This is a genomic window from Variovorax sp. KK3 (assembly GCF_001984055.1).
GTDB lineage: Bacteria > Pseudomonadota > Gammaproteobacteria > Burkholderiales > Burkholderiaceae_C > Variovorax.
Genome location: NZ_LYVO01000006.1, coordinates 23,623 through 40,324, shown reverse-complemented (window position 1 = coordinate 40,324; position 16,702 = coordinate 23,623). Strand labels below are relative to the sequence as shown.

Sequence of the window (16,702 nt, the reverse complement as noted above, 5' to 3'; positions counted from 1 at the left end):
TGATCGGGGCAGGCATCGTAGCGCCGGCGCCAAGGCGTGCGGGTAGCGCAGGCGACAAGCGCCTCAGAAGCGAGCTCGAAGGGAGTCAGAAGGGATAGTGCCGCGGCGTGGTCTGCACCGTGATCCAGCGCAGCTCGGTGAACGCATCGATGCCGGCCTTGCCGCCGAAGCGGCCGTAGCCCGAGGCCTTGACGCCGCCGAAGGGCATCTGCGCCTCGTCGTGCACCGTGGGACCGTTGACGTGGCAGATGCCGGATTCGATGCGCCGCGCCACGTTCCACGCGCGCGCGACGTCGCGGCCGAACACGGCGGCCGAAAGGCCGAAGGCGTTGTCGTTGGCGATTGCCACGGCCTCGTCGACGCCATCGACACGCACGATGGCCTTCACCGGCCCGAAGGATTCTTCGCCGTAGATGGCCATGTCGCGCGTGACGTGGTCGAGCACGGTGGCCGGCATCAGCGTGCTGTCGGCGCGGCCGCCGCAGCGCAGCGTCGCACCCTTGGCCAGCGCGTCGTCGACGAGCGCATTGCAGCGCTCGACCGTCGCGCGGTCGACCACCGAGCCCAGCACCACCGGCCCCTCGCGCGGGTCGCCCAGCGGCAGGCTCTGCGCCTTGGCCACGAAACGCTCGACGAACGCGTCGGCCACGCGCTGGTCGACCACGATGCGCTCGGTCGACATGCAGATCTGGCCCGAGTTGGCGAAGGCGCCGAAGGCCGCGGCGTTCACGGCCGCCTCGATGTCGGCATCGTCCAGCACCACCAGCGGCGCCTTGCCGCCGAGTTCGAGCACCACGGGCTTGAGGTGCTTCGCGCAGGTCTGCGCGATCAACCGGCCCACGTGCGTGGAGCCCGTGAAGTTGACACGCCGCACGGCCGGGTGGGCGACCATGGCTTCGACCACCACCGCCGCATCGGCCGGCGCGTTGGTGACGAAGTTCACCACGCCCGGCGGCAGGCCGGCCTCGTTGAGCGCTTCCACGATCAACGCGTGGGTCTGCGGGCTGAGTTCGGACCCCTTGAGCACCACCGTGTTGCCGCAGGCAAGCGGCGTGGCGATGGCGCGCACGCCCAGGATCACCGGTGCATTCCAGGGCGCGATGCCAAGCACCACGCCGGCCGGCTGCCGCACGCCCATGGCCAGGCTGCCGGGCACGTCCGACGGAATGACTTCGCCGCCGATCTGCGTGGTCAGCGACGCGGCCTCGGTCAGCATGCCGGCCGCAAGGTGGACGTTGAAGCCGGCCCACAGCGCCGAAGCGCCGGTCTCGCGCGCCATGGCCGCCACGAAATCGGGCGCGCGCGCCTCGAGCGCCTGCGCCGCTTTCGACAGCAGCGCACGGCGTTCGCCAGGGCCCATCTGCGACCAGGCCGGAAAGGCGCGTGCGGCGGCGTCGACGGCCGCGACGGCATCGGCCGGCGTCGCAGCGGGCGCGCGTGTGGCGACGCTGCCATCCAGCGGATTGCGGCGCTCGAAGCTGGCGCCGCCCTCGGCCGCGCGGGGCTGGCCGTCGATGAGCATGGTGATGGTGGTCATGGAATCTCCTGAAGTGGATGAGGTCAGGCCACGCCGAGGTAGGCGCGGCGGATCACGTCGGAATCGAGCAGTTGCTTCGCATCGCCCGATGCGACGATGCGGCCGCGCTCCAGCACGTAGCCGCGGTCGGCGGCGGCGAGCGCCTTGCGCACGTTCTGCTCGACCATCAACACGGTGACGCCTTGCGCGGCGATGCGGCGCACGATGGCCAGCAGCTCGTCGACCATGCGCGGCGCCAGGCCCAGCGAGGGCTCGTCGAGCATCAGCAGCCGCGGCCCGCTCATCATGGCGCGCGCCACGGCGACCATCTGCTGCTCGCCGCCGCTCATGGTGCCGGCGAGCTGGCCGGCGCGCTCCTTCAAGCGCGGGAAGTCGTCGAAGGCGCGGGCCAGCCGCTCGGCGCGCAAGCGCGCGGGCGTGAGCCAGCCGCCGAGTTCGAGGTTCTCGGTCACTGTCATCTGCGGGAACAGCTGCCGGCCCTCGGCGACCAGCGCCAGGCCGCGATGCACGCAGGCGGTCGCGTCGTTCGATGGCAGCGCGGCGCCGTCGAGCAGGGCCTCGCCGCCGCGCGGCAACAGGCCGGCCAGCGCCTTCAACAGCGTGGTCTTGCCGGCGCCGTTCGGGCCCAGCACGACAGTGATGCCGGGCAGCACGTCGAGGTCCAGCCCCTGGATGACCTGGAAGCCGTGGTAGCCCGCCGCGAGGCCGCGGATGCGCAGTTCGGCGTTCATGAAGCCACCACCGTCGTGCCACCCATCTCGTCGCCCAGGTAGGCCTCGACCACCTCGGCATTGCGCACCACGTCGGCCGGCGCGCCGTCTGCGATCTTGCGGCCCTGGTGCAGCACCAGCACACGCTCGACGTACTTCAGCAGTGTCGTCACCGCATGCTCGATCCACACCACCGCGAGGCCGTGGTCGTCGCGCAGCCCGCGGATGCGCCGCGCCATGGCGTCGACCTCGGCCTCGGTGAGCCCGGCCGCCACCTCGTCGAGCAGCAGCAGGCTCGGGCGCGTGCCCAGCGCCATGCCGATCTCCAGCAGGCGCTGCTGCGAGGGCGTGACGTCGCCGGCCTGCCGATCGGCCAGCGCGTCGAGCCCCAGCATGCCGAGGATGTCTTTCGCGCTTTCCAGCCCGGCCAGCGGCGCGCGGTGGCGGCCGGCGAACTGCATGCCGAAGCGCACGTTGTCGGCCAGCGTCATCTCGGCCATGACACGCGGCGTCTGGAAGGTGCGCGCGATGCCGTGCGCGGCGAAGCGGTGCGGCGCCTGGCCCGTGATGTCCGTGCTGCCCTGCACCCACAAGCGGCCGGCGCTGGTCGCCTCCACGCCCGAGATGGCGTTGAAGAAGGTGGTCTTGCCCGCGCCGTTCGGCCCGATGATGCCGACCAACTCGCCCGCATGAAAGCGGGCATCGACCGCATCGACCGCGGTGAGCCCGCCGAAGCGCACGCTGAGCGCCTCGGCCGCGAGCAGGGGAACGACCCGGTCATCCATGGCGCCGCCCTCGCTGCCATAGCGTCGCCAGCCCATTGGGCAGGTACATCACGCACAGGATCAGCAGCAGCCCCAGCACCATCATGTAGCCGTAGGGCAGCTGCAGGCGCAGCGTCTCGGCCAGCAGGCTGAAGACGATGGCCGCGACGATCGGCCCGCCGATGCTGGCCGCACCGCCGATCAGCGCGATCAGCACGGTCTGGAAGCCGATGAAGGGGCTGAACACGGCGGCCGGCTCGATGTAGGTCCAGCGCACCGCCATCGCGGCGCCGGCCGCGCCGGCGAAGGCGGCGGTGAGCGCGAAGCCGGCGATCTTGACGCGGCGCGTGTCCACGCCCAGCGTCTGCGCGCGCTGCTCGTCGGCGCCGATGCCGGCCAGCGCCAGGCCGAAGCGGCTGCGCCGGACGACGATGGCCGTCGCGATGGCGGCGCCCGCGATGGCGAGCACCGTGAGGTACACGGTCTCGTTCGACGGCACCACGGCCAGCACGCGGCCCACGGTGCCCGAGACCTGCTTCTCCACGAAGGTGACGGCATGGCGGATCAGCTCGGTCATGCCGAAGGTGAGCACCGCGAAATAGGTGCCGCGCAAATGCAGCACGGCCGCGCCCATCAGCAGTGCCACGGCGCTCGCGACCAGCGCGCCGCTCAGGATCACGAGCGGCCAGGGCAGCACGGTCAGCAGCGTCGCGCTGGCATACGCACCCAGTCCGAAGAAGGCCGAGGTGGCGAGCGAGAGATAGCGCGTGGCGCCGCAGAACAACGACCAGCTCGTGGCCAGCGCGATGTACATCAGGCAGCTCAGCGCTACCGAGGTGACGAACTCGGACGCCGCCCAGGGCACGGCGCCGGCCAGCAACAGGGCTAGCGCCAATCCGTGCCAGGGCTTGCCGGACATGAAGGTCTTCATCGCGAGAACAGCCCGTTGGGCCGCCAGATCAGCACGCCGATGAACACGGCATAGGACAGCAGCATCTTGAGAGACGGGCTGCTGAAGTGCATGCCCAGCGCCTCGACCACGCCCAGCAGCAGGCCGCCGGCCAGGCTGCCCGCGATGCTGCCGAAGCCGCCGAGCGTGATGACGATCAACGCGGTGACGGTGTAGGGCTCGCCCATCGACGGCGAGATCTCGTAGGTCATCGACAGCAGCGCGCCGGCCACGCCCGAGAGCCCGAGGCCGATGCCGAACATCAGCGGGTGCAGCCGCCGCGTGTTGATGCCCACCAGCTGGGCACCGACAGGCGACTGCATCAGCGCGCGCACCGCCTTGCCCAGCAGCGTGAGCCTGAGCAGCGCGATCAGCACCAGGCTCAGGGCCAGCGCAACGCCGAAGAGCACGAGCTTGTTGGCGGTGAAGCGCATGTCGGCGAACTGCACCGGCTCGGCCAGGTAGTCATAGCCGCGCAGGTCACCGCCCCAGATCAGCAGCGCCGTGTTCTGCACGAAGAACATCAGGCCGAAGCCAACCATCAGGCTGCGCGCCTCGAACACCTCGACCGTGGGCGCACCCGCGGCCAGGCGGCGAAAGCACAGCCGGTGCACGACCATGCCCAGCGCCATGAGCAGCAGGAACGCGGCGGGCAGGAACAGCAGCGGCGACACGCCCCAACGCGTGTGGGCCCACCATGTGACGAACGCGCCGAGCATCAGGAACTCGCCGTGCGAGATGTTCATGATGCGCATCAGCCCGTACTGCAGGTTCAACCCGATCGCCACCAGCGCGTAGATGCCGCCCGTGATCAATCCGCCGGCCAGCAACTCGGCCCATCCGCTCCAGGACATGGGTGCGCTTCCTCTAGCTCTTCCAGGCCGGCTTCGGCGCGAGCTGCGCGGTGGCGCGGCTCTTCGGCCACACCACCTCGAACTCGCCGCCCTGCCACTGCGCCACGGTGCCGGGCACCGACGCGTTCTCGCTGCCCTCGAAGCGCATCGGCCCCAGGATGGTCTTGAACTCGTTCTTCGCGATCTGCTCGCGCAGGGCCTTGCGGTCCAGCCCCACCTTCGCCACGGCCTGCTGCAGGATCTCGAGGCCGGCCCAGCAATGGCCGCTGGCCCAGCGGTCGGGCTCCTTGCCGAACTTCTTGGTGTGCGCGTCGAAATACGCCTTGGCCTCGGGGCTGGTCTTGGCATTCCACGAGCCCATGCCGATCACACCCTCGGTGTTGGCCGCCATCACGTTCTTGTAGAGCTGGAAGGCGGTGCCGACCGAGGCGTAGAAGAACTTCGGGTTGAAGCCCACCTCGCGCGCCTGGCGGCTGGCGAGGATGGTGTCGGGCGGGTAGGTGATGCCGATGAAGGCGTCGGGGTTCAGGTCCTTGATGGTGCGCAGCACCGGCGCCAGGTCTTTCACGCCCAGCGGATAGCTCTTGCGCTCGACCACCTGGATCGAGGTCTTCTTGAGCGCCGCATTGAGCGCGGCGAAGTTCTCCAGGCCGAACAGGTCGTCCATGTAGACGATGGCGACCGTCTTCACGTTGTTCGCGGCCAGCATGTCGACCAGCGCGCCCATCATCTTGTCGGGCTGCTGCAGCAGCGAGAAGAAGAAGGGCAGCTGCATGTCGATGAGCTTGCGCGAGAGCGCGGTGGGCGCCAGCAGCGGGTAGCCGAAGCGATTGGCCAGCGGCGCCACCGCGAAGTTGGCGCCGGAGCCCCAGGGCGGCAGCACCAGGTCGACCTTGTCGCTGCCCATGAGCTTCTCGAAGGTGCGCACGCAGGTCTCGGTCTCGCTGCGGTCGTCGTAGCCCACCAGTTCGATGGGCCGCTTCGCGCCCTTCACCGACAGCCCGCCGGCCGCATTGACCTGCTCGGCCCACAGCAGGTAGTTGGGCTCCTGGCTGACCTGGGCGCCCGCGGCCCAGGGGCCGGTGCGGGCGATGGCGTAGCCGATCTTCACGGGCGCCCCTTGCGCGAGCAGGCGGGGTGCGACGGCGGCCGCGCCGAGGGCGGCGGCGGTTTGCTGGATCCAGCGGCGGCGATGGCTTTGCGGCATGTGCGTCTCCTCGCGGCCGCCGGGCGGGGCCGCTGCGTCGATCGTAGGAACGACGCGCGCGCCGCGCTGTGCCGGCTGCGCACAACGCGCTTGACCGAGCGCGCACGGCGCTAGTGGTTAACCCGCAAGCACGGGGGCCCGGAGCGCCCCGGACAATAGCCCGCATGACCGCATCGCTGCAGCTATCGACCGACGAGGTGCCGCCGCGCGAGCGCGCGCCCGTGTGGCGCGACTGGGTGTGGAAGCACTTCGGCGGGCTGGAATCCGAGCTGTACGGCGACACCGAGTTCGACGGCCACATCGCGGCATCGCATGCGGGCGAGGTGATCTTGACGCGGCTGGAGGCCAACCGCCACCGCGTGCTGCGCACCCCCGACATGGCGCGCCGCTGCGAAGCCGACTACCTGAAGGTGGTCGCGCCCTGGCAGGGCTCGGCCGCGGTGACGCAACGCGGCCGCGAGGCCGCCGTGCGCGCGGGCGGCTGGACGCTGTACGACACCACCGCCGACTACATGGTGGCCAACCCCGAGCGCAGCGACCACTTGATCGTGATGCTGCCCAAGGCCCAGCTCGCGGTGCCCGGCCTGCCGCTGGGCGAGCTGGTGGCGCGCCGGGTGGGCGGCGCCAGCGGCATCTCGCGGGTGGCGCTGGAGACGATGCGCAACACGTATCTCGAGCTGCCCTACATGAGCGACGTGGCAGCGCGCGGCGCGGGCGATCTGATCATCCAGCTGGTGCGGTTGTCGCTGATGGAGCTGGCCGGTCAGGATACGCCGCGCACGCAGCGCGAGGCGCTGCGCGACCGCATCCGCCAGCACGTGGCGCAGCACCTGCACGACCCGGCGCTGTCGATCGACGGCATCGCGCAGGCGCTTCGCTGCAGCAAGCGCCACCTGCACAACGCCTTCGCCGACGACGAGGACACGCTCACGGGCTACATCCAGCGCCAGCGGCTCGCGCGCTGCATCCGCGCGCTGGAAGACCCGGCCCATGCGCAGCGGCCGATCACCGACATCGCGCTGGCGGCCGGCTTCGGCAACCTCTCGCACTTCAGCCGCGTGTTCCGGGAGCACACCGGCGGCAGCCCGAGCGAGTTCAGGCGGCAGGCCGCCAGGCGCTGAAGGGCCCCGCCCTCACTCCGCGCCCTCACCTTCCGCTCGCCACCGTGGGCGAGGGATTGGGGACAGGAGCCTTCTGCCGCGCAGATGCCTCGCCGGTCTTCGGCGCCGGCCTGCCGCGCTTCAAGAGCGCGATGACCTCGCCCATGATGCCGCGCCGGAAAGCCAGCACGCAGACCACGAAGATCAGGCCCGTCACCATGGTCACCGACTCGCCGAGCGTGTTGAACCAGTCCACCCCGGTGGCCCGCGCCAGGAAACTGCCGAGCTCGCCGATCTTGTTCTCGAGCGCCACCACCACCGTCGCGCCCACCAGGGGGCCCGACAGCGTGCCCAGCCCGCCCAGCAGCGTCATGAGGATGACCGAGCCGGACGAGGACCAATGCACGTCGGTCAGCGTCGCGAAGCCCAGCACCAGCGTCTTGAGCGAGCCCGCCAGGCCCGAGACGGCGGCCGAGATGACGAAGGCAAGCAGCTTGAAACGCGCCACGTCGTAGCCGAGCGAGACCGCGCGCGGCTCGTTCTCCTTGATGCCCTTGAGCACCTGGCCGAAGGGCGAATGAATGGTCCGCACGATCAGCAGGAAGGCCGCCACCACGATCGTGAGCGTGACGTAGTACAGCGTCAGGTCGCCCGACAGGTCGAGCAGGCCGAAGAGCTTGCCGCGCGGCACGCCCTGCAGGCCGTCTTCGCCGCCGGTGAAGCGCGCCTGCAGGCAGACGAAGTACACCATCTGCGCCAGCGCGAGCGTGATCATCGCGAAGTAGATGCCCTGCCTGCGTATGGCCAGCATGCCGAAGAGCCAGCCCAGCAGCGCACCCGTCGCGGTGCCCGCCAGCAGGCCCAGCTCAGGCGTGAGGCCGAGGTTGCGCATGCCGTAGCCGGCGATGTAGGCCGAGAAGCCCAGGAAGGCCGCATGCCCGAAGGAGAGCAGCCCCGTGAAGCCCAGCAGCAGGTTGAAGGCCGAGGCGAACAGCGCGAAGCACAGCAGCTTCATCAGGAACACCGGGTAGGCGCCGATGAAAGGCGCGGCGACCAGCGCGGCCAGCAGCAGGCCGTAGCCGACGAAAGACTTGTTCATGGTACGGCCCTCTTCATTTCTCTTTGCCGAACAGGCCGGCAGGACGGATCAGCAGCACGACCACCATGATCACGAACACGACGGTGGACGAGGCCTCGGGGTAGAACACCTTGGTGAAGCCCTCGACGACACCGAGCCCGAGCCCCGTGACGATGGCGCCCATGATGGAGCCCATGCCGCCGATGACGACGACCGCGAACACCACGATGATCAGGTTCTGCCCCATGAGCGGCGACACCTGCATCACGGGCGCCGCCAGCACGCCGGCGAAGGCGGCCAGCGCGACGCCGAAGCCGTAGGTCAGCGTGATCATCAGCGGCACGTTGACGCCGAAGGCCTCGACCAGGCGCGGGTTCTCGGTGCCTGCGCGCAGGTAGGCGCCGATGCGCGTCTTCTCGATCACGAACCAGGTCGCGAGGCAGACGGCCAGCGAGGCCACCACCACCCAGGCCCGGTAGTTGGGCAGGTTCATGAAGCCGAGGTCGGTCGCGCCCGACAGCGCCTCGGGCGTGTCGTAGGCGAGCCCCGACACACCGTACACGGAGCGGAATGCGCCTTCGATCAGCAGCGTGAGCCCGAGCGTGAGCAGCAGGCCGTACAGGTGGTCGAGCTTGTAGATCCAGCGCAGCAGCAACCGCTCGATCGCCACGCCGAACAGGCCGACGACGATGGGCGCCGCCAGCAGCATCGCCCAGTAGCTGAAGCCCAGGTGGTTCATCGCCATCCAGCTCAGCACCGCGCCCAGCATGAACAGCGCGCCGTGCGCGAAGTTGATGACGTTGAGCAGGCCGAAGATAACCGCGAGCCCGAGGCTCAGGATCGCGTAGAACGACCCGTTGACCAGGCCGAGCAGCAGTTGGCTGAGCAGCCCCCGCATGGGGATGCCGAATACGTCCGTCATGTCTCAAACACCCAGCAGTTCGTTGAGCACCGGCATCTTGTGCGAGAGCTCGGCAGCGCCGAAGCTTTCGACGATGCGTCCGTGCTCCATCACGTAGAAGCGATCGGCCAGCGGCGCGGCGAAGCGGAAGTTCTGCTCCACCATCACGATCGTGTAGCCCTTGGTGCGCAGCATGGTGATCATGCGGGCCAGGGCCTGCACGATCACCGGCGCCAGGCCTTCGGAAATCTCGTCGAGCAGCAGGAGCCGCGCGCCGGTGCGCAGGATGCGCGCCACGGCCAGCATTTGCTGCTCGCCGCCGGACAGCCGCGTGCCCTGGCTGTGCCGGCGCTCGGCCAGGTTGGGGAACATGGTGTAGATCTCGTCCACCGTCATCCCTGCCTTCGCGCCGCCGAGCACGGGCGGGAGCATCAGGTTCTCTTCGGTAGAGAGGCTCGCGAAGATGCCCCGCTCCTCCGGACAATAGCCGATGCCGAAATGCGCGATGCGGTGCGTGGCAAGCCCGATCGTCTCCTGCCCGGCGACCCGGATGCTGCCCTTGCGCGTGCCGACGAGGCCCATGATCGCGCGCAGCGTGCTGGTGCGGCCGGCGCCGTTGCGGCCCAGCAGCGTGACCACCTCGCCGGGCTGCACCACCATGTCGACGCCGTGAAGCACGTGCGACTCGCCGTACCAGGCCTGCAGGCCACGGATCTGAAGTGCGGGCGTCGTCATGCGTGCGCTCCCTGCAGTTGGCCTTCGGTGCTGCCCATGTAGGCCTCCATCACTTGCGGGTTCTTCGACACCTCGTCGTATGGGCCCTCGGCCAGCACGGCGCCGCGTTGAAGCACGGTGATGGTGTCGGCGATGGTCGACACCACGCTCATGTTGTGCTCGACCATGAGGATGGTGCGGCCCTTCGACACGCGCTTGATGAGTTCGGCCACGCGGTGCACGTCCTCGTGGCCCATGCCTTGCGTGGGCTCGTCGAGCAGCATCAGCTCGGGCTCCATGGCCAGGGTGGTGGCGATTTCCAGCGCGCGCTTGCGGCCGTAGGGCAGGTTCACGGTCTGCTCGTCGGCCAGGTCTTCGAGCCCGACGTCGGCCAGCAGCGCACGGGCGCGATCGTTCAAGGACAGCAGGCTGCGCTCGCTCTTCCAGAAGTGGAAGCTGGTGCCCAGCGCGCGCTGCAACCCCAGGCGCACGTTCTCCAGCAGCGTGAGGTGCGGGAACACGGCCGAGATCTGGAACGAGCGGATGATGCCGCGCCTCGCGATCTGCGCCGGCCGTTCGCGCGTGATGTCGTGGCCGTTGAAGAGGATGCTGCCGGAGCTCGGCTCCAGGAATTTCGTCAGCAGGTTGAAGCACGTGGTCTTGCCGGCTCCGTTGGGGCCGATGAGCGCGTGGATCGAGCCGCGCGCCACCTTCAGGTCGACCTCGCGGACTGCGGTGAAGCCCTTGAATTCCTTGGTGAGCCGGCGTGCTTCGAGGATCGTGTCGCTCATGGACGCGATCCGTCGGCGGCGCCGCGGTGTGCATCGCTGGGGGGCGCCGGTCGCTCCTGGGCCGGGCGCACATGACGGCTGGAGCTGCCGTTGAAAGTCGTGCCCCAGAAGCCGCGCTCCACGTCGCTGGTGTCGAAGTACCAGTCGGCCCACGGCAACGTGAAGTTCATGTTGTGGCTCATCATCAAGCCCTGGTCGTGGTGCGCGCGATGGTGCCGCCGCATCGTGTTCACGAGCGGAAAGCGGTCCAGCCAGCGGCGCTGCGGCAGGTGCGAGAACAGGTGCATGGCCTCGAACAGCAGGTACATCGCGGCGGTGCCGATGACGACCAGCAGGCCCGCGTTGCGCGAGATCAGCCAACCGGCCGCCAGCGCCGGCACCCCGGCCATCACCAGGATGGCGGGCTGGGCGAAGGCCGGGAAGAACACGATCTTCAGGTCGCGTGCATCGCGCAGGTCGGCGTCGTCCAGCGTGAAGAAGCGGTGGTGCGTCAGCGTGTGGCGGGTGTAGAGCGCACGCGCGACCGCGCCCTTGCCCGGCCGGTGCAACACCTTCTTGTGCACGTACCACTCCACCCAGTTCCACGCGAGCACCACCAGCGGCACGACCACGAAGTCGCGCCAGCGCCAGGCGGGCTCGAAGAACGCGCTGCACAGTGCGATGGCCGCGAGGCCGGTGAACAAAATGATCAGGCCATGGCGCACGCCGCTGTAGCCGGCCGGCACGGTGCCCCTGAACTCGTCGCGAAAGATCTCTGCGTTGTCCGATGTGGCTCGCATGGAGCGTCTCCTGTGTTCCTTCAGATGCCGGCAGCGAGCGCGGGGCTCCGCGCTTCGGCTCGTCTCGTTTCGCGGCGCTCGACCAGGCCGTCGCGCACCGACAGCGACGTGGTGTCGCTGGTGGTCACGCGGCGCAGGTCGCGCGGCTGGCTCTCGTCGTAGGCGCGGCCGCGGTGCAAGGTGCAGCGGTTGTCCCAGATCACGAGGTCGCCGACCCGCCATTCATGTGCATAGACGAATTCGGGCTGCGTGGTGTGCTCCAGCAGGTCGCGCAGGAGCATGCGGCCTTCGGGCACCGGCCAGCCGACCACGTGCGACGCGTGCGATCCGATGTAGAGCGCGGGCCGGCCATCCGGCGAGCGACGTACCAGCGGATGCTCGACCGGCGGCAGCGCGCGCCGCTCTTCTTCGGAGAAATCGCTGAAGCCGAGTTGCGAACGCGAGTGCATCAGCGAATGCTCGGCACGCAGGCCGTCGATGCGCTCGCGCGTCGCGGCGGGCAGCGCGGCGAAGGCGGCTCGATTGTCACTGAACTCGGTTTCCCCGCCTTCCGACGGGATACTGCGCGCGAGCAGCATCGACAGGGCGCCGTTGAGCGCGCGGAACGAGCTGTCGGTGTGCCAGAGCCGATTGCCCAGCAGCAGCATGCGCAGGCGGTCCGCCATCTCGCGCGGCCGGCCGTTCTCGTCGAGGTTCGACACGTCGACGATCTGCGGCAGCCCGATGCGTTGGCGGTAGTCGGCCCGCACACGCGTGACCGAGGTCTCGATCGGGCCGAAGCGGTCGGCGAAGGCCAACTGCTCTTCGTTGCTGAGTCGCTGGTCGCGCACGACGACGACGCCGTGATGGTCGATGGCATCGGCGATCGCTTCGGCGGCCTGGTCATCGAGATCGCGTGCGAGGTCGATGCCGGTCACTTCGGCCACGAAGCCGGGCCGGCGGGTCTGGATGGTGGGGCTCATGTGGTCTTGTCTCCGCGGGGTGATGTGGGCGGGCCGCGTCGGACCCGCCGGTGGATCTCGGTGGCCCTCAGTGGCTTTCTTCGGGCCCTTGCATCTGGCTCGTCGCGGCTGCCGCGACCCAGGCCAGATCGGAACCGATGACCAAGGCGCTCGCGCCGAGGCGTTGCAGTTCTGCCGCCTGCCGCCGATCGAGCAGGAACACCGCGACCGCGCGCCGCGCCTGGCGCGCCGCGCTGCAGATGCGATCGACCGCCGCACCGACGGCCGGCGCCGCCAGCGAGTCGGCGCCGCCCGAGACGGCAAGGTCGGCGCGGCCGATGAAGACGGCGTCGAGCGGCACGTCCATGATCGCGTCGAGCGCATCGAGCGCCGCCATGTCTTCGATCTGGCCGATCACGCAGACGTTCGCATCGCTCGAGGCCACGTGGTCGCGCAGGTTGGCGCGCCCGTAGCCACCGGCCCGCGGCGAATTCGAGAAGCCGCGCGTGCCGCCACGGTAGCGGCAGGCGGCGAGCAGCGCACGCGCATCGTCGGCGTTGCGGATGTGCGGCGCGACGATGCCGGCCGCGCCGCAATCGAGTGCGTTGTCGATGGCGCCGGCATCACCGGCCGGCACGCGCACCAGCGCCGGCAGGCCGCTCGCGCAGGCCGCCAGCAGCAGCCGGTCGATCTCGGCGCGGCCGTAGGGCGCGTGCTCCGCATCGAGCACCACGAAGTCGAGGCCGATGCCGCCGAGCACTTCGACCACCGCGCTCGAGCCCGACTTCACGAAAGTGCCGACCAGGCGCTCGCCGGCCGCGAGACGCGCACGGAACGCGGAAGCGATCTCAAGGCTTCGATGCATCGCCGTCCTGCCCCGCGACGAGGTGCAGATAGTCGGGCCGCACCGGCGAGAAGATGTCGAGGTTGAGCACGACTTCCGTGCCCACCGGCTCGGCGTGGTGCATGACGCCGGCCGGGATGCGGATCGATCCGCCCGGGCCGGCCTCGAACACCTCGTCGCCGACGTGGAAGCGCACCTGGCCCTGCAGGATGATCGCCACCTGCTCGAACTCGTGCTTGTGCGGCGCCAGGTCCATGCCCGGCGTGAGCCAGTTCATCACGGCGATGAAGTCCTTGCCGCGGAAGCCGGCGCGCTCGACGCCGCGGCGCACGGTTTCGCGCGGCATGTCGTAGAGGTTGGCGAACTGGGTGGTCTCGGTCATCGTTGTTTCCTTTCGTGGGTGCCGGCCGCGCTCTCTGCCTGGGGCAGGACCTTGCCGGGATTCATGATCGCCAGCGGATCGATGGCGGCCTTCAGCCGGTGCATGAGCGCGAGCTCGGTCGCCGACTTGTAGATGCCCATGGCTTCGCGCTTGGTGCGGCCGATGCCGTGCTCGGCGCTGATCGAGCCGCGCAGGCTTCGCACGATGTCGAAGACCAGGGTGGCGAACTCGTCGCTGCGCTCGATGAAGCTGCCGTCGTCCCCCGGCGGTGCGGCCAGGTTGAAGTGCACGTTGCCGTCGCCGCAGTGGCCGAAGGCCAACACGCGCAGCGTGGGCTCGCGCGTCAGGCAGGCCGCCGTCGCCGTGTGGACGAAGTCGGGAATCGACGTCACCGGCACCGACACGTCGAACTTGATCGAGGCGCCTTCGAATCGCTGGGCCTCGACCAGCGCCTCGCGCACCTTCCACATGCCCAGGCGCTGCGCGTCGCTGGTGGCCATGACGGCATCGGTCACCAGGCCGGCGTCCATGGCCTGCGTCAGCACGTTCTCGAGCAGGCCGTGCATGTCGGCTTCGCCGGCCGAACTCGACACTTCCATGAGCACGTACCACGGCGCTGTGCCCGGCAGTGGATCGCGCGTGTTGGCGATGTGGCGCGTGGCGATGTCCACCGCGAAGCGCGGTACGAACTCGAAGGCGGTGAGTTGGTCGGCGGTGAGGCGCCGCGACATCGTCAGCAGCGCGATGACGTCTTCGATGCGAGACAGCGCGGCATAGGCGGTCGCGGTCTGCACCGGCCGCGGAAACAGCCGCAGCGTGGCCGCCGTGATGATGCCCAGCGTGCCCTCGGCGCCGATGAAGAGTTGCTTGAGGTCGTAGCCGGTGTTGTCCTTGCGCAGGGCGCGCAGGCTGTCGAGCACGCTGCCGTCGGGCAGCACGACTTCGAGCCCGAGCGTGAGCTCGCGCATGTTGCCGTAGCGCAGCACCTGGATGCCGCCGGCGTTGGTCGAGAGGTTGCCGCCGATCTGGCAGCTGCCTTCAGCGCCCAGGCTCAGCGGAAACAGCCGGTCCGCGTCGGCCGCGGCCTGCTGGATGTCCGCCAGCACGCAGCCCGCGTCCATCGTGATCGTGAAATTGGGTGCGTCGACCGCACGCACGCTGCGCATGCGCGCCAGCGACAGCACGATGTTGGGCTGCGATTCGCTCGGCACGCCGGCTCCGCACAAGCCGGTGTTGCCGCCCTGCGGCGTGACCGCCAGGCCGCTGTCGGCACAGATCGCGACCACCCGCGACACCTCGTCGGTGCTGGCCGGCCGCACCACCAGGCAGGTTTCGCCTCGGTAGAGGCCGCGCTGCTCCTGCAGGTAGGGGGCCACGTCGTCGGGCGCATCGAGCCAGCCCGTCGGGCCCACCACCGACTTGATGGCATCGAGCGCCCGCCGGATCGCGTCCGCTTCGGGGGCCGCAGGCATGGCGATGTCGCGCGCGTTCATTGCGATCCCCCGGGGAGGACCGGCGGCGGCTTGACCTGCCCGCCCACCGCGAAGTTCTCTGGAGGGATCTCCCAGATCATGACCCGCACGTTCTCGCGCGGCGCACCGACGGCGTCGATGGCGGCCTGCGTCAGCAGGTCGATCAGGCGCTGCTTGGTCTCGCGCGACCGTCCTTCCAGCAGCGTGACTTGAATGATGGGCATGGCCTCAGACCTCGCTGATGAACTTGGTGTGGAGGTAGGCTTCGAGGCCTTCCTGCCCCGCCTCCGAGCCCCAGCCGCTGTCCTTGACGCCGCCGAAGGGCGCCTCGGCGATCGACACGTTGAGGTTGTTGATGCCGACCACACCGGTCTCGAAGGCTTCGCCGATCGCGATCGAACGTTTCATCGAGGTGGTGAACGCATAGGCCGCGAGGCCGTAGGGCAGGCCGTTGGCTTCGCGCGCAGCGTCTTCGAGATCGTCGAAGGGGTTGACCAGCGCCAGCGGGCCGAAGGGTTCCTCGTGCATCACGCGCGCATCGGCCGGCACGTCGGACAACAAGGTCGGCTGCCAGAAGTGGCCGCCCTCCGCGGCGCGCATGCCGCCCTGCACCAGCGTGGCGCCGTGCGCACGCGCGTCCTCGACCAGCCCTTGCATCGCGTCGATGCGGCGCGCGTTGGCCATCGCGCCCATGCGGTTGGCGGCGTCCAGGCCGTTGCCCACGCGCACCGCGCCGAGCGCACCGCCCAGCCGGTCGACGAACTCGCGGTAGATGCCCTTCTGCACGTACATGCGGGTGGGTGCGATGCAGACCTGGCCCGCGTTGCGGACCTTGCCGGCCACGAGCAGGTCGACCGTGCGCGCCAGGTCGGCATCGTCGAACACCACCACGGGCGCGTGGCCGCCGAGTTCGAAGGTGCTCTTCTTCAGATGCTCGCCGGCCAGCCGCGCCAAGTGCCGACCCACGGCGGTCGAGCCCGTGAAGCTGAGCTTCTGGATCACGGGCGACGCGATCAGGTGCGACGAGATGTCGCCCGGCACGCCGAGCACGATCTGCAGCACGCCGGATGGAAGCCCCGCCTGCTCCAGCGCGCGCGCGAAGGCGATCGCGGGGGTCGGCGTTTCCTCGGCCGGCTTGATGATGCAGGGGCAGCCCGCCGCCAGCGACGCGGCGATCTTGCGCGACGAGAGCATCGCAGGGAAATTCCACGGCGAGAACGCGGCCACCGGACCGACCGGCTCGCGCACCACGAGCCATCGTTCGCCGGATGCGCGCGGCGGGATCACGCGGCCATAGGCGCGCCGGCCTTCCTCGGCGAACCAGTCGAAGGTGTCGGCGGCACCCAGCACTTCGCCGCGCGCCTCGGCCAGGGTCTTGCCCTGCTCGCGCGTCAGCGAACGGGCGATCGTGTCCACGTCCTCGCGAATCGCCTGCGCCGCACGGCGCAGGATGGCCGAGCGCTCGTAGGCCGACGTGCGTCGCCATGCCGGTGCCGCCGCCGCGGCGGCCTCCAGCGCACGGTCCAGGTCCTGGCGCGTCGCCACGGGCACGCGGCCGATGGTCTCGAGCGTGGCCGGATCGACCAGCGGCAGCGTCTCGCGCGCCGACGCGGGAATCCATTCACCGGCGATCGACAGCGCAGCATCGGCGCCATTTGCATTCGTGTTCATCATCAACT

Annotated in this window: 18 protein-coding genes; 1 reads left to right on the top strand and 17 read right to left on the bottom strand. The window is 69.7% G+C overall.

Annotated elements, in window-relative coordinates:
- Nucleotides 1–85: 85 nt before the first annotated feature.
- The 6 genes from B0W80_RS04660 to B0W80_RS04635 are packed head-to-tail and all read right to left on the bottom strand — an operon-like array spanning nt 86 to nt 6,021.
- The gene (locus B0W80_RS04660) at nt 86–1,537 is read right to left on the bottom strand and encodes an aldehyde dehydrogenase (protein WP_076997940.1); all 1,452 of its coding nucleotides are present in this window, start codon (nt 1,535–1,537) and stop codon (nt 86–88) included.
- Nucleotides 1,538–1,560: 23 nt separating this feature from the next.
- Nucleotides 1,561–2,268 carry an ABC transporter ATP-binding protein gene (locus tag B0W80_RS04655; RefSeq protein ID WP_076997939.1) on the bottom strand — a complete coding sequence of 236 codons (708 nt, stop codon included), beginning with the start codon at nt 2,266–2,268 and terminating at the stop codon, nt 1,561–1,563.
- A complete protein-coding gene (locus tag B0W80_RS04650; RefSeq protein ID WP_076998034.1) occupies nt 2,265–3,032 on the bottom strand; it encodes an ABC transporter ATP-binding protein in 768 nt (255 codons plus the stop codon). Before B0W80_RS04650 ends, B0W80_RS04655 begins: the two co-directional genes overlap by 4 nt.
- The gene (locus B0W80_RS04645) at nt 3,025–3,942 is read right to left on the bottom strand and encodes a branched-chain amino acid ABC transporter permease (RefSeq protein ID WP_076997938.1); all 918 of its coding nucleotides are present in this window, start codon (nt 3,940–3,942) and stop codon (nt 3,025–3,027) included. The genes B0W80_RS04650 and B0W80_RS04645 overlap by 8 nt, the downstream gene beginning before the upstream one ends.
- On the bottom strand, nt 3,939–4,814 hold the full coding sequence (locus tag B0W80_RS04640; protein ID WP_076997937.1) for a branched-chain amino acid ABC transporter permease: 876 nt from the start codon (nt 4,812–4,814) through the stop codon (nt 3,939–3,941). Before B0W80_RS04640 ends, B0W80_RS04645 begins: the two co-directional genes overlap by 4 nt.
- Before the next feature lie 13 nt (nt 4,815–4,827).
- A complete protein-coding gene (locus B0W80_RS04635) occupies nt 4,828–6,021 on the bottom strand; it encodes an amino acid ABC transporter substrate-binding protein (RefSeq protein ID WP_076997936.1) in 1,194 nt (397 codons plus the stop codon).
- 164 nt (nt 6,022–6,185) lie between these two features.
- Between B0W80_RS04635 and B0W80_RS04630 the strand changes: the two genes are divergently transcribed.
- Nucleotides 6,186–7,142 carry a helix-turn-helix domain-containing protein gene (locus tag B0W80_RS04630; RefSeq protein ID WP_076997935.1) on the top strand — a complete coding sequence of 319 codons (957 nt, stop codon included), beginning with the start codon at nt 6,186–6,188 and terminating at the stop codon, nt 7,140–7,142.
- 25 nt (nt 7,143–7,167) lie between these two features.
- On the opposite strand, the gene B0W80_RS04625 is transcribed toward B0W80_RS04630, so the two are convergent.
- The 11 genes from B0W80_RS04625 to B0W80_RS04575 all read right to left on the bottom strand — a co-directional run bounded on the left by B0W80_RS04625 (nt 7,168) and on the right by B0W80_RS04575 (nt 16,694).
- Entirely contained in the window at nt 7,168–8,220 is a 1,053-nt protein-coding gene (locus B0W80_RS04625; RefSeq protein ID WP_083745176.1) for a branched-chain amino acid ABC transporter permease, read from the bottom strand.
- A gap of 13 nt (nt 8,221–8,233) precedes the next feature.
- Nucleotides 8,234–9,097, bottom strand: coding sequence for a branched-chain amino acid ABC transporter permease (locus B0W80_RS04620; protein ID WP_083745186.1), 864 nt, complete (start codon nt 9,095–9,097; stop codon nt 8,234–8,236).
- A gap of 27 nt (nt 9,098–9,124) precedes the next feature.
- Nucleotides 9,125–9,835 (bottom strand): ABC transporter ATP-binding protein, encoded by a 711-nt coding sequence (locus B0W80_RS04615; protein WP_076997933.1) that lies wholly within the window; start codon nt 9,833–9,835, stop codon nt 9,125–9,127.
- Nucleotides 9,832–10,605, bottom strand: coding sequence for an ABC transporter ATP-binding protein (locus tag B0W80_RS04610; protein WP_076997932.1), 774 nt, complete (start codon nt 10,603–10,605; stop codon nt 9,832–9,834). The genes B0W80_RS04615 and B0W80_RS04610 overlap by 4 nt, the downstream gene beginning before the upstream one ends.
- A complete protein-coding gene (locus B0W80_RS04605; RefSeq protein ID WP_076997931.1) occupies nt 10,602–11,384 on the bottom strand; it encodes a sterol desaturase family protein in 783 nt (260 codons plus the stop codon). Before B0W80_RS04605 ends, B0W80_RS04610 begins: the two co-directional genes overlap by 4 nt.
- Before the next feature lie 20 nt (nt 11,385–11,404).
- Nucleotides 11,405–12,346, bottom strand: a complete 942-nt coding sequence (locus B0W80_RS04600) for a TauD/TfdA family dioxygenase (RefSeq protein WP_076997930.1) — start codon at nt 12,344–12,346, stop codon at nt 11,405–11,407.
- A 67-nt stretch (nt 12,347–12,413) separates the two neighbouring features.
- Entirely contained in the window at nt 12,414–13,190 is a 777-nt protein-coding gene (locus B0W80_RS04595) for an HpcH/HpaI aldolase/citrate lyase family protein (protein ID WP_076997929.1), read from the bottom strand.
- Nucleotides 13,174–13,551 carry a cupin domain-containing protein gene (locus B0W80_RS04590; RefSeq protein ID WP_076997928.1) on the bottom strand — a complete coding sequence of 126 codons (378 nt, stop codon included), beginning with the start codon at nt 13,549–13,551 and terminating at the stop codon, nt 13,174–13,176. Before B0W80_RS04590 ends, B0W80_RS04595 begins: the two co-directional genes overlap by 17 nt.
- Entirely contained in the window at nt 13,548–15,044 is a 1,497-nt protein-coding gene (locus B0W80_RS04585) for an FAD-binding oxidoreductase (RefSeq protein WP_218668870.1), read from the bottom strand. Before B0W80_RS04585 ends, B0W80_RS04590 begins: the two co-directional genes overlap by 4 nt.
- Entirely contained in the window at nt 15,041–15,247 is a 207-nt protein-coding gene (locus B0W80_RS04580; protein WP_076997927.1) for a 2-hydroxymuconate tautomerase, read from the bottom strand. Before B0W80_RS04580 ends, B0W80_RS04585 begins: the two co-directional genes overlap by 4 nt.
- A 4-nt stretch (nt 15,248–15,251) precedes the next feature.
- Nucleotides 15,252–16,694, bottom strand: a complete 1,443-nt coding sequence (locus B0W80_RS04575; RefSeq protein ID WP_076998032.1) for an NAD-dependent succinate-semialdehyde dehydrogenase — start codon at nt 16,692–16,694, stop codon at nt 15,252–15,254.
- Between the last annotated feature and the right edge of the window lie 8 nt (nt 16,695–16,702).

Bases quoted from the DNA above. Each gene is read 5' to 3' on its own strand.
- B0W80_RS04605 (WP_076997931.1), bottom strand. From the start codon at position 11,384: ATGCGAGCCACATCGGACAACGCAGAGATCTTTCGCGACGAGTTCAGG.
- B0W80_RS04580 (WP_076997927.1), bottom strand. From the start codon at position 15,247: ATGCCCATCATTCAAGTCACGCTGCTGGAAGGACGGTCGCGCGAGACC.
- B0W80_RS04635 (WP_076997936.1), bottom strand. From the start codon at position 6,021: ATGCCGCAAAGCCATCGCCGCCGCTGGATCCAGCAAACCGCCGCCGCC.
- B0W80_RS04595 (WP_076997929.1), bottom strand. From the start codon at position 13,190: ATGCATCGAAGCCTTGAGATCGCTTCCGCGTTCCGTGCGCGTCTCGCG.
- B0W80_RS04640 (WP_076997937.1), bottom strand. From the start codon at position 4,814: ATGTCCTGGAGCGGATGGGCCGAGTTGCTGGCCGGCGGATTGATCACG.
- B0W80_RS04600 (WP_076997930.1), bottom strand. From the start codon at position 12,346: ATGAGCCCCACCATCCAGACCCGCCGGCCCGGCTTCGTGGCCGAAGTG.
- B0W80_RS04660 (WP_076997940.1), bottom strand. From the start codon at position 1,537: ATGACCACCATCACCATGCTCATCGACGGCCAGCCCCGCGCGGCCGAG.
- B0W80_RS04645 (WP_076997938.1), bottom strand. From the start codon at position 3,942: ATGAAGACCTTCATGTCCGGCAAGCCCTGGCACGGATTGGCGCTAGCC.
- B0W80_RS04650 (WP_076998034.1), bottom strand. From the start codon at position 3,032: ATGGATGACCGGGTCGTTCCCCTGCTCGCGGCCGAGGCGCTCAGCGTG.
- B0W80_RS04575 (WP_076998032.1), bottom strand. From the start codon at position 16,694: ATGAACACGAATGCAAATGGCGCCGATGCTGCGCTGTCGATCGCCGGT.
- B0W80_RS04585 (WP_218668870.1), bottom strand. From the start codon at position 15,044: ATGAACGCGCGCGACATCGCCATGCCTGCGGCCCCCGAAGCGGACGCG.
- B0W80_RS04590 (WP_076997928.1), bottom strand. From the start codon at position 13,551: ATGACCGAGACCACCCAGTTCGCCAACCTCTACGACATGCCGCGCGAA.
- B0W80_RS04630 (WP_076997935.1), top strand. From the start codon at position 6,186: ATGACCGCATCGCTGCAGCTATCGACCGACGAGGTGCCGCCGCGCGAG.
- B0W80_RS04615 (WP_076997933.1), bottom strand. From the start codon at position 9,835: ATGACGACGCCCGCACTTCAGATCCGTGGCCTGCAGGCCTGGTACGGC.
- B0W80_RS04625 (WP_083745176.1), bottom strand. From the start codon at position 8,220: ATGAACAAGTCTTTCGTCGGCTACGGCCTGCTGCTGGCCGCGCTGGTC.
- B0W80_RS04620 (WP_083745186.1), bottom strand. From the start codon at position 9,097: ATGCGGGGGCTGCTCAGCCAACTGCTGCTCGGCCTGGTCAACGGGTCG.
- B0W80_RS04655 (WP_076997939.1), bottom strand. From the start codon at position 2,268: ATGAACGCCGAACTGCGCATCCGCGGCCTCGCGGCGGGCTACCACGGC.
- B0W80_RS04610 (WP_076997932.1), bottom strand. From the start codon at position 10,605: ATGAGCGACACGATCCTCGAAGCACGCCGGCTCACCAAGGAATTCAAG.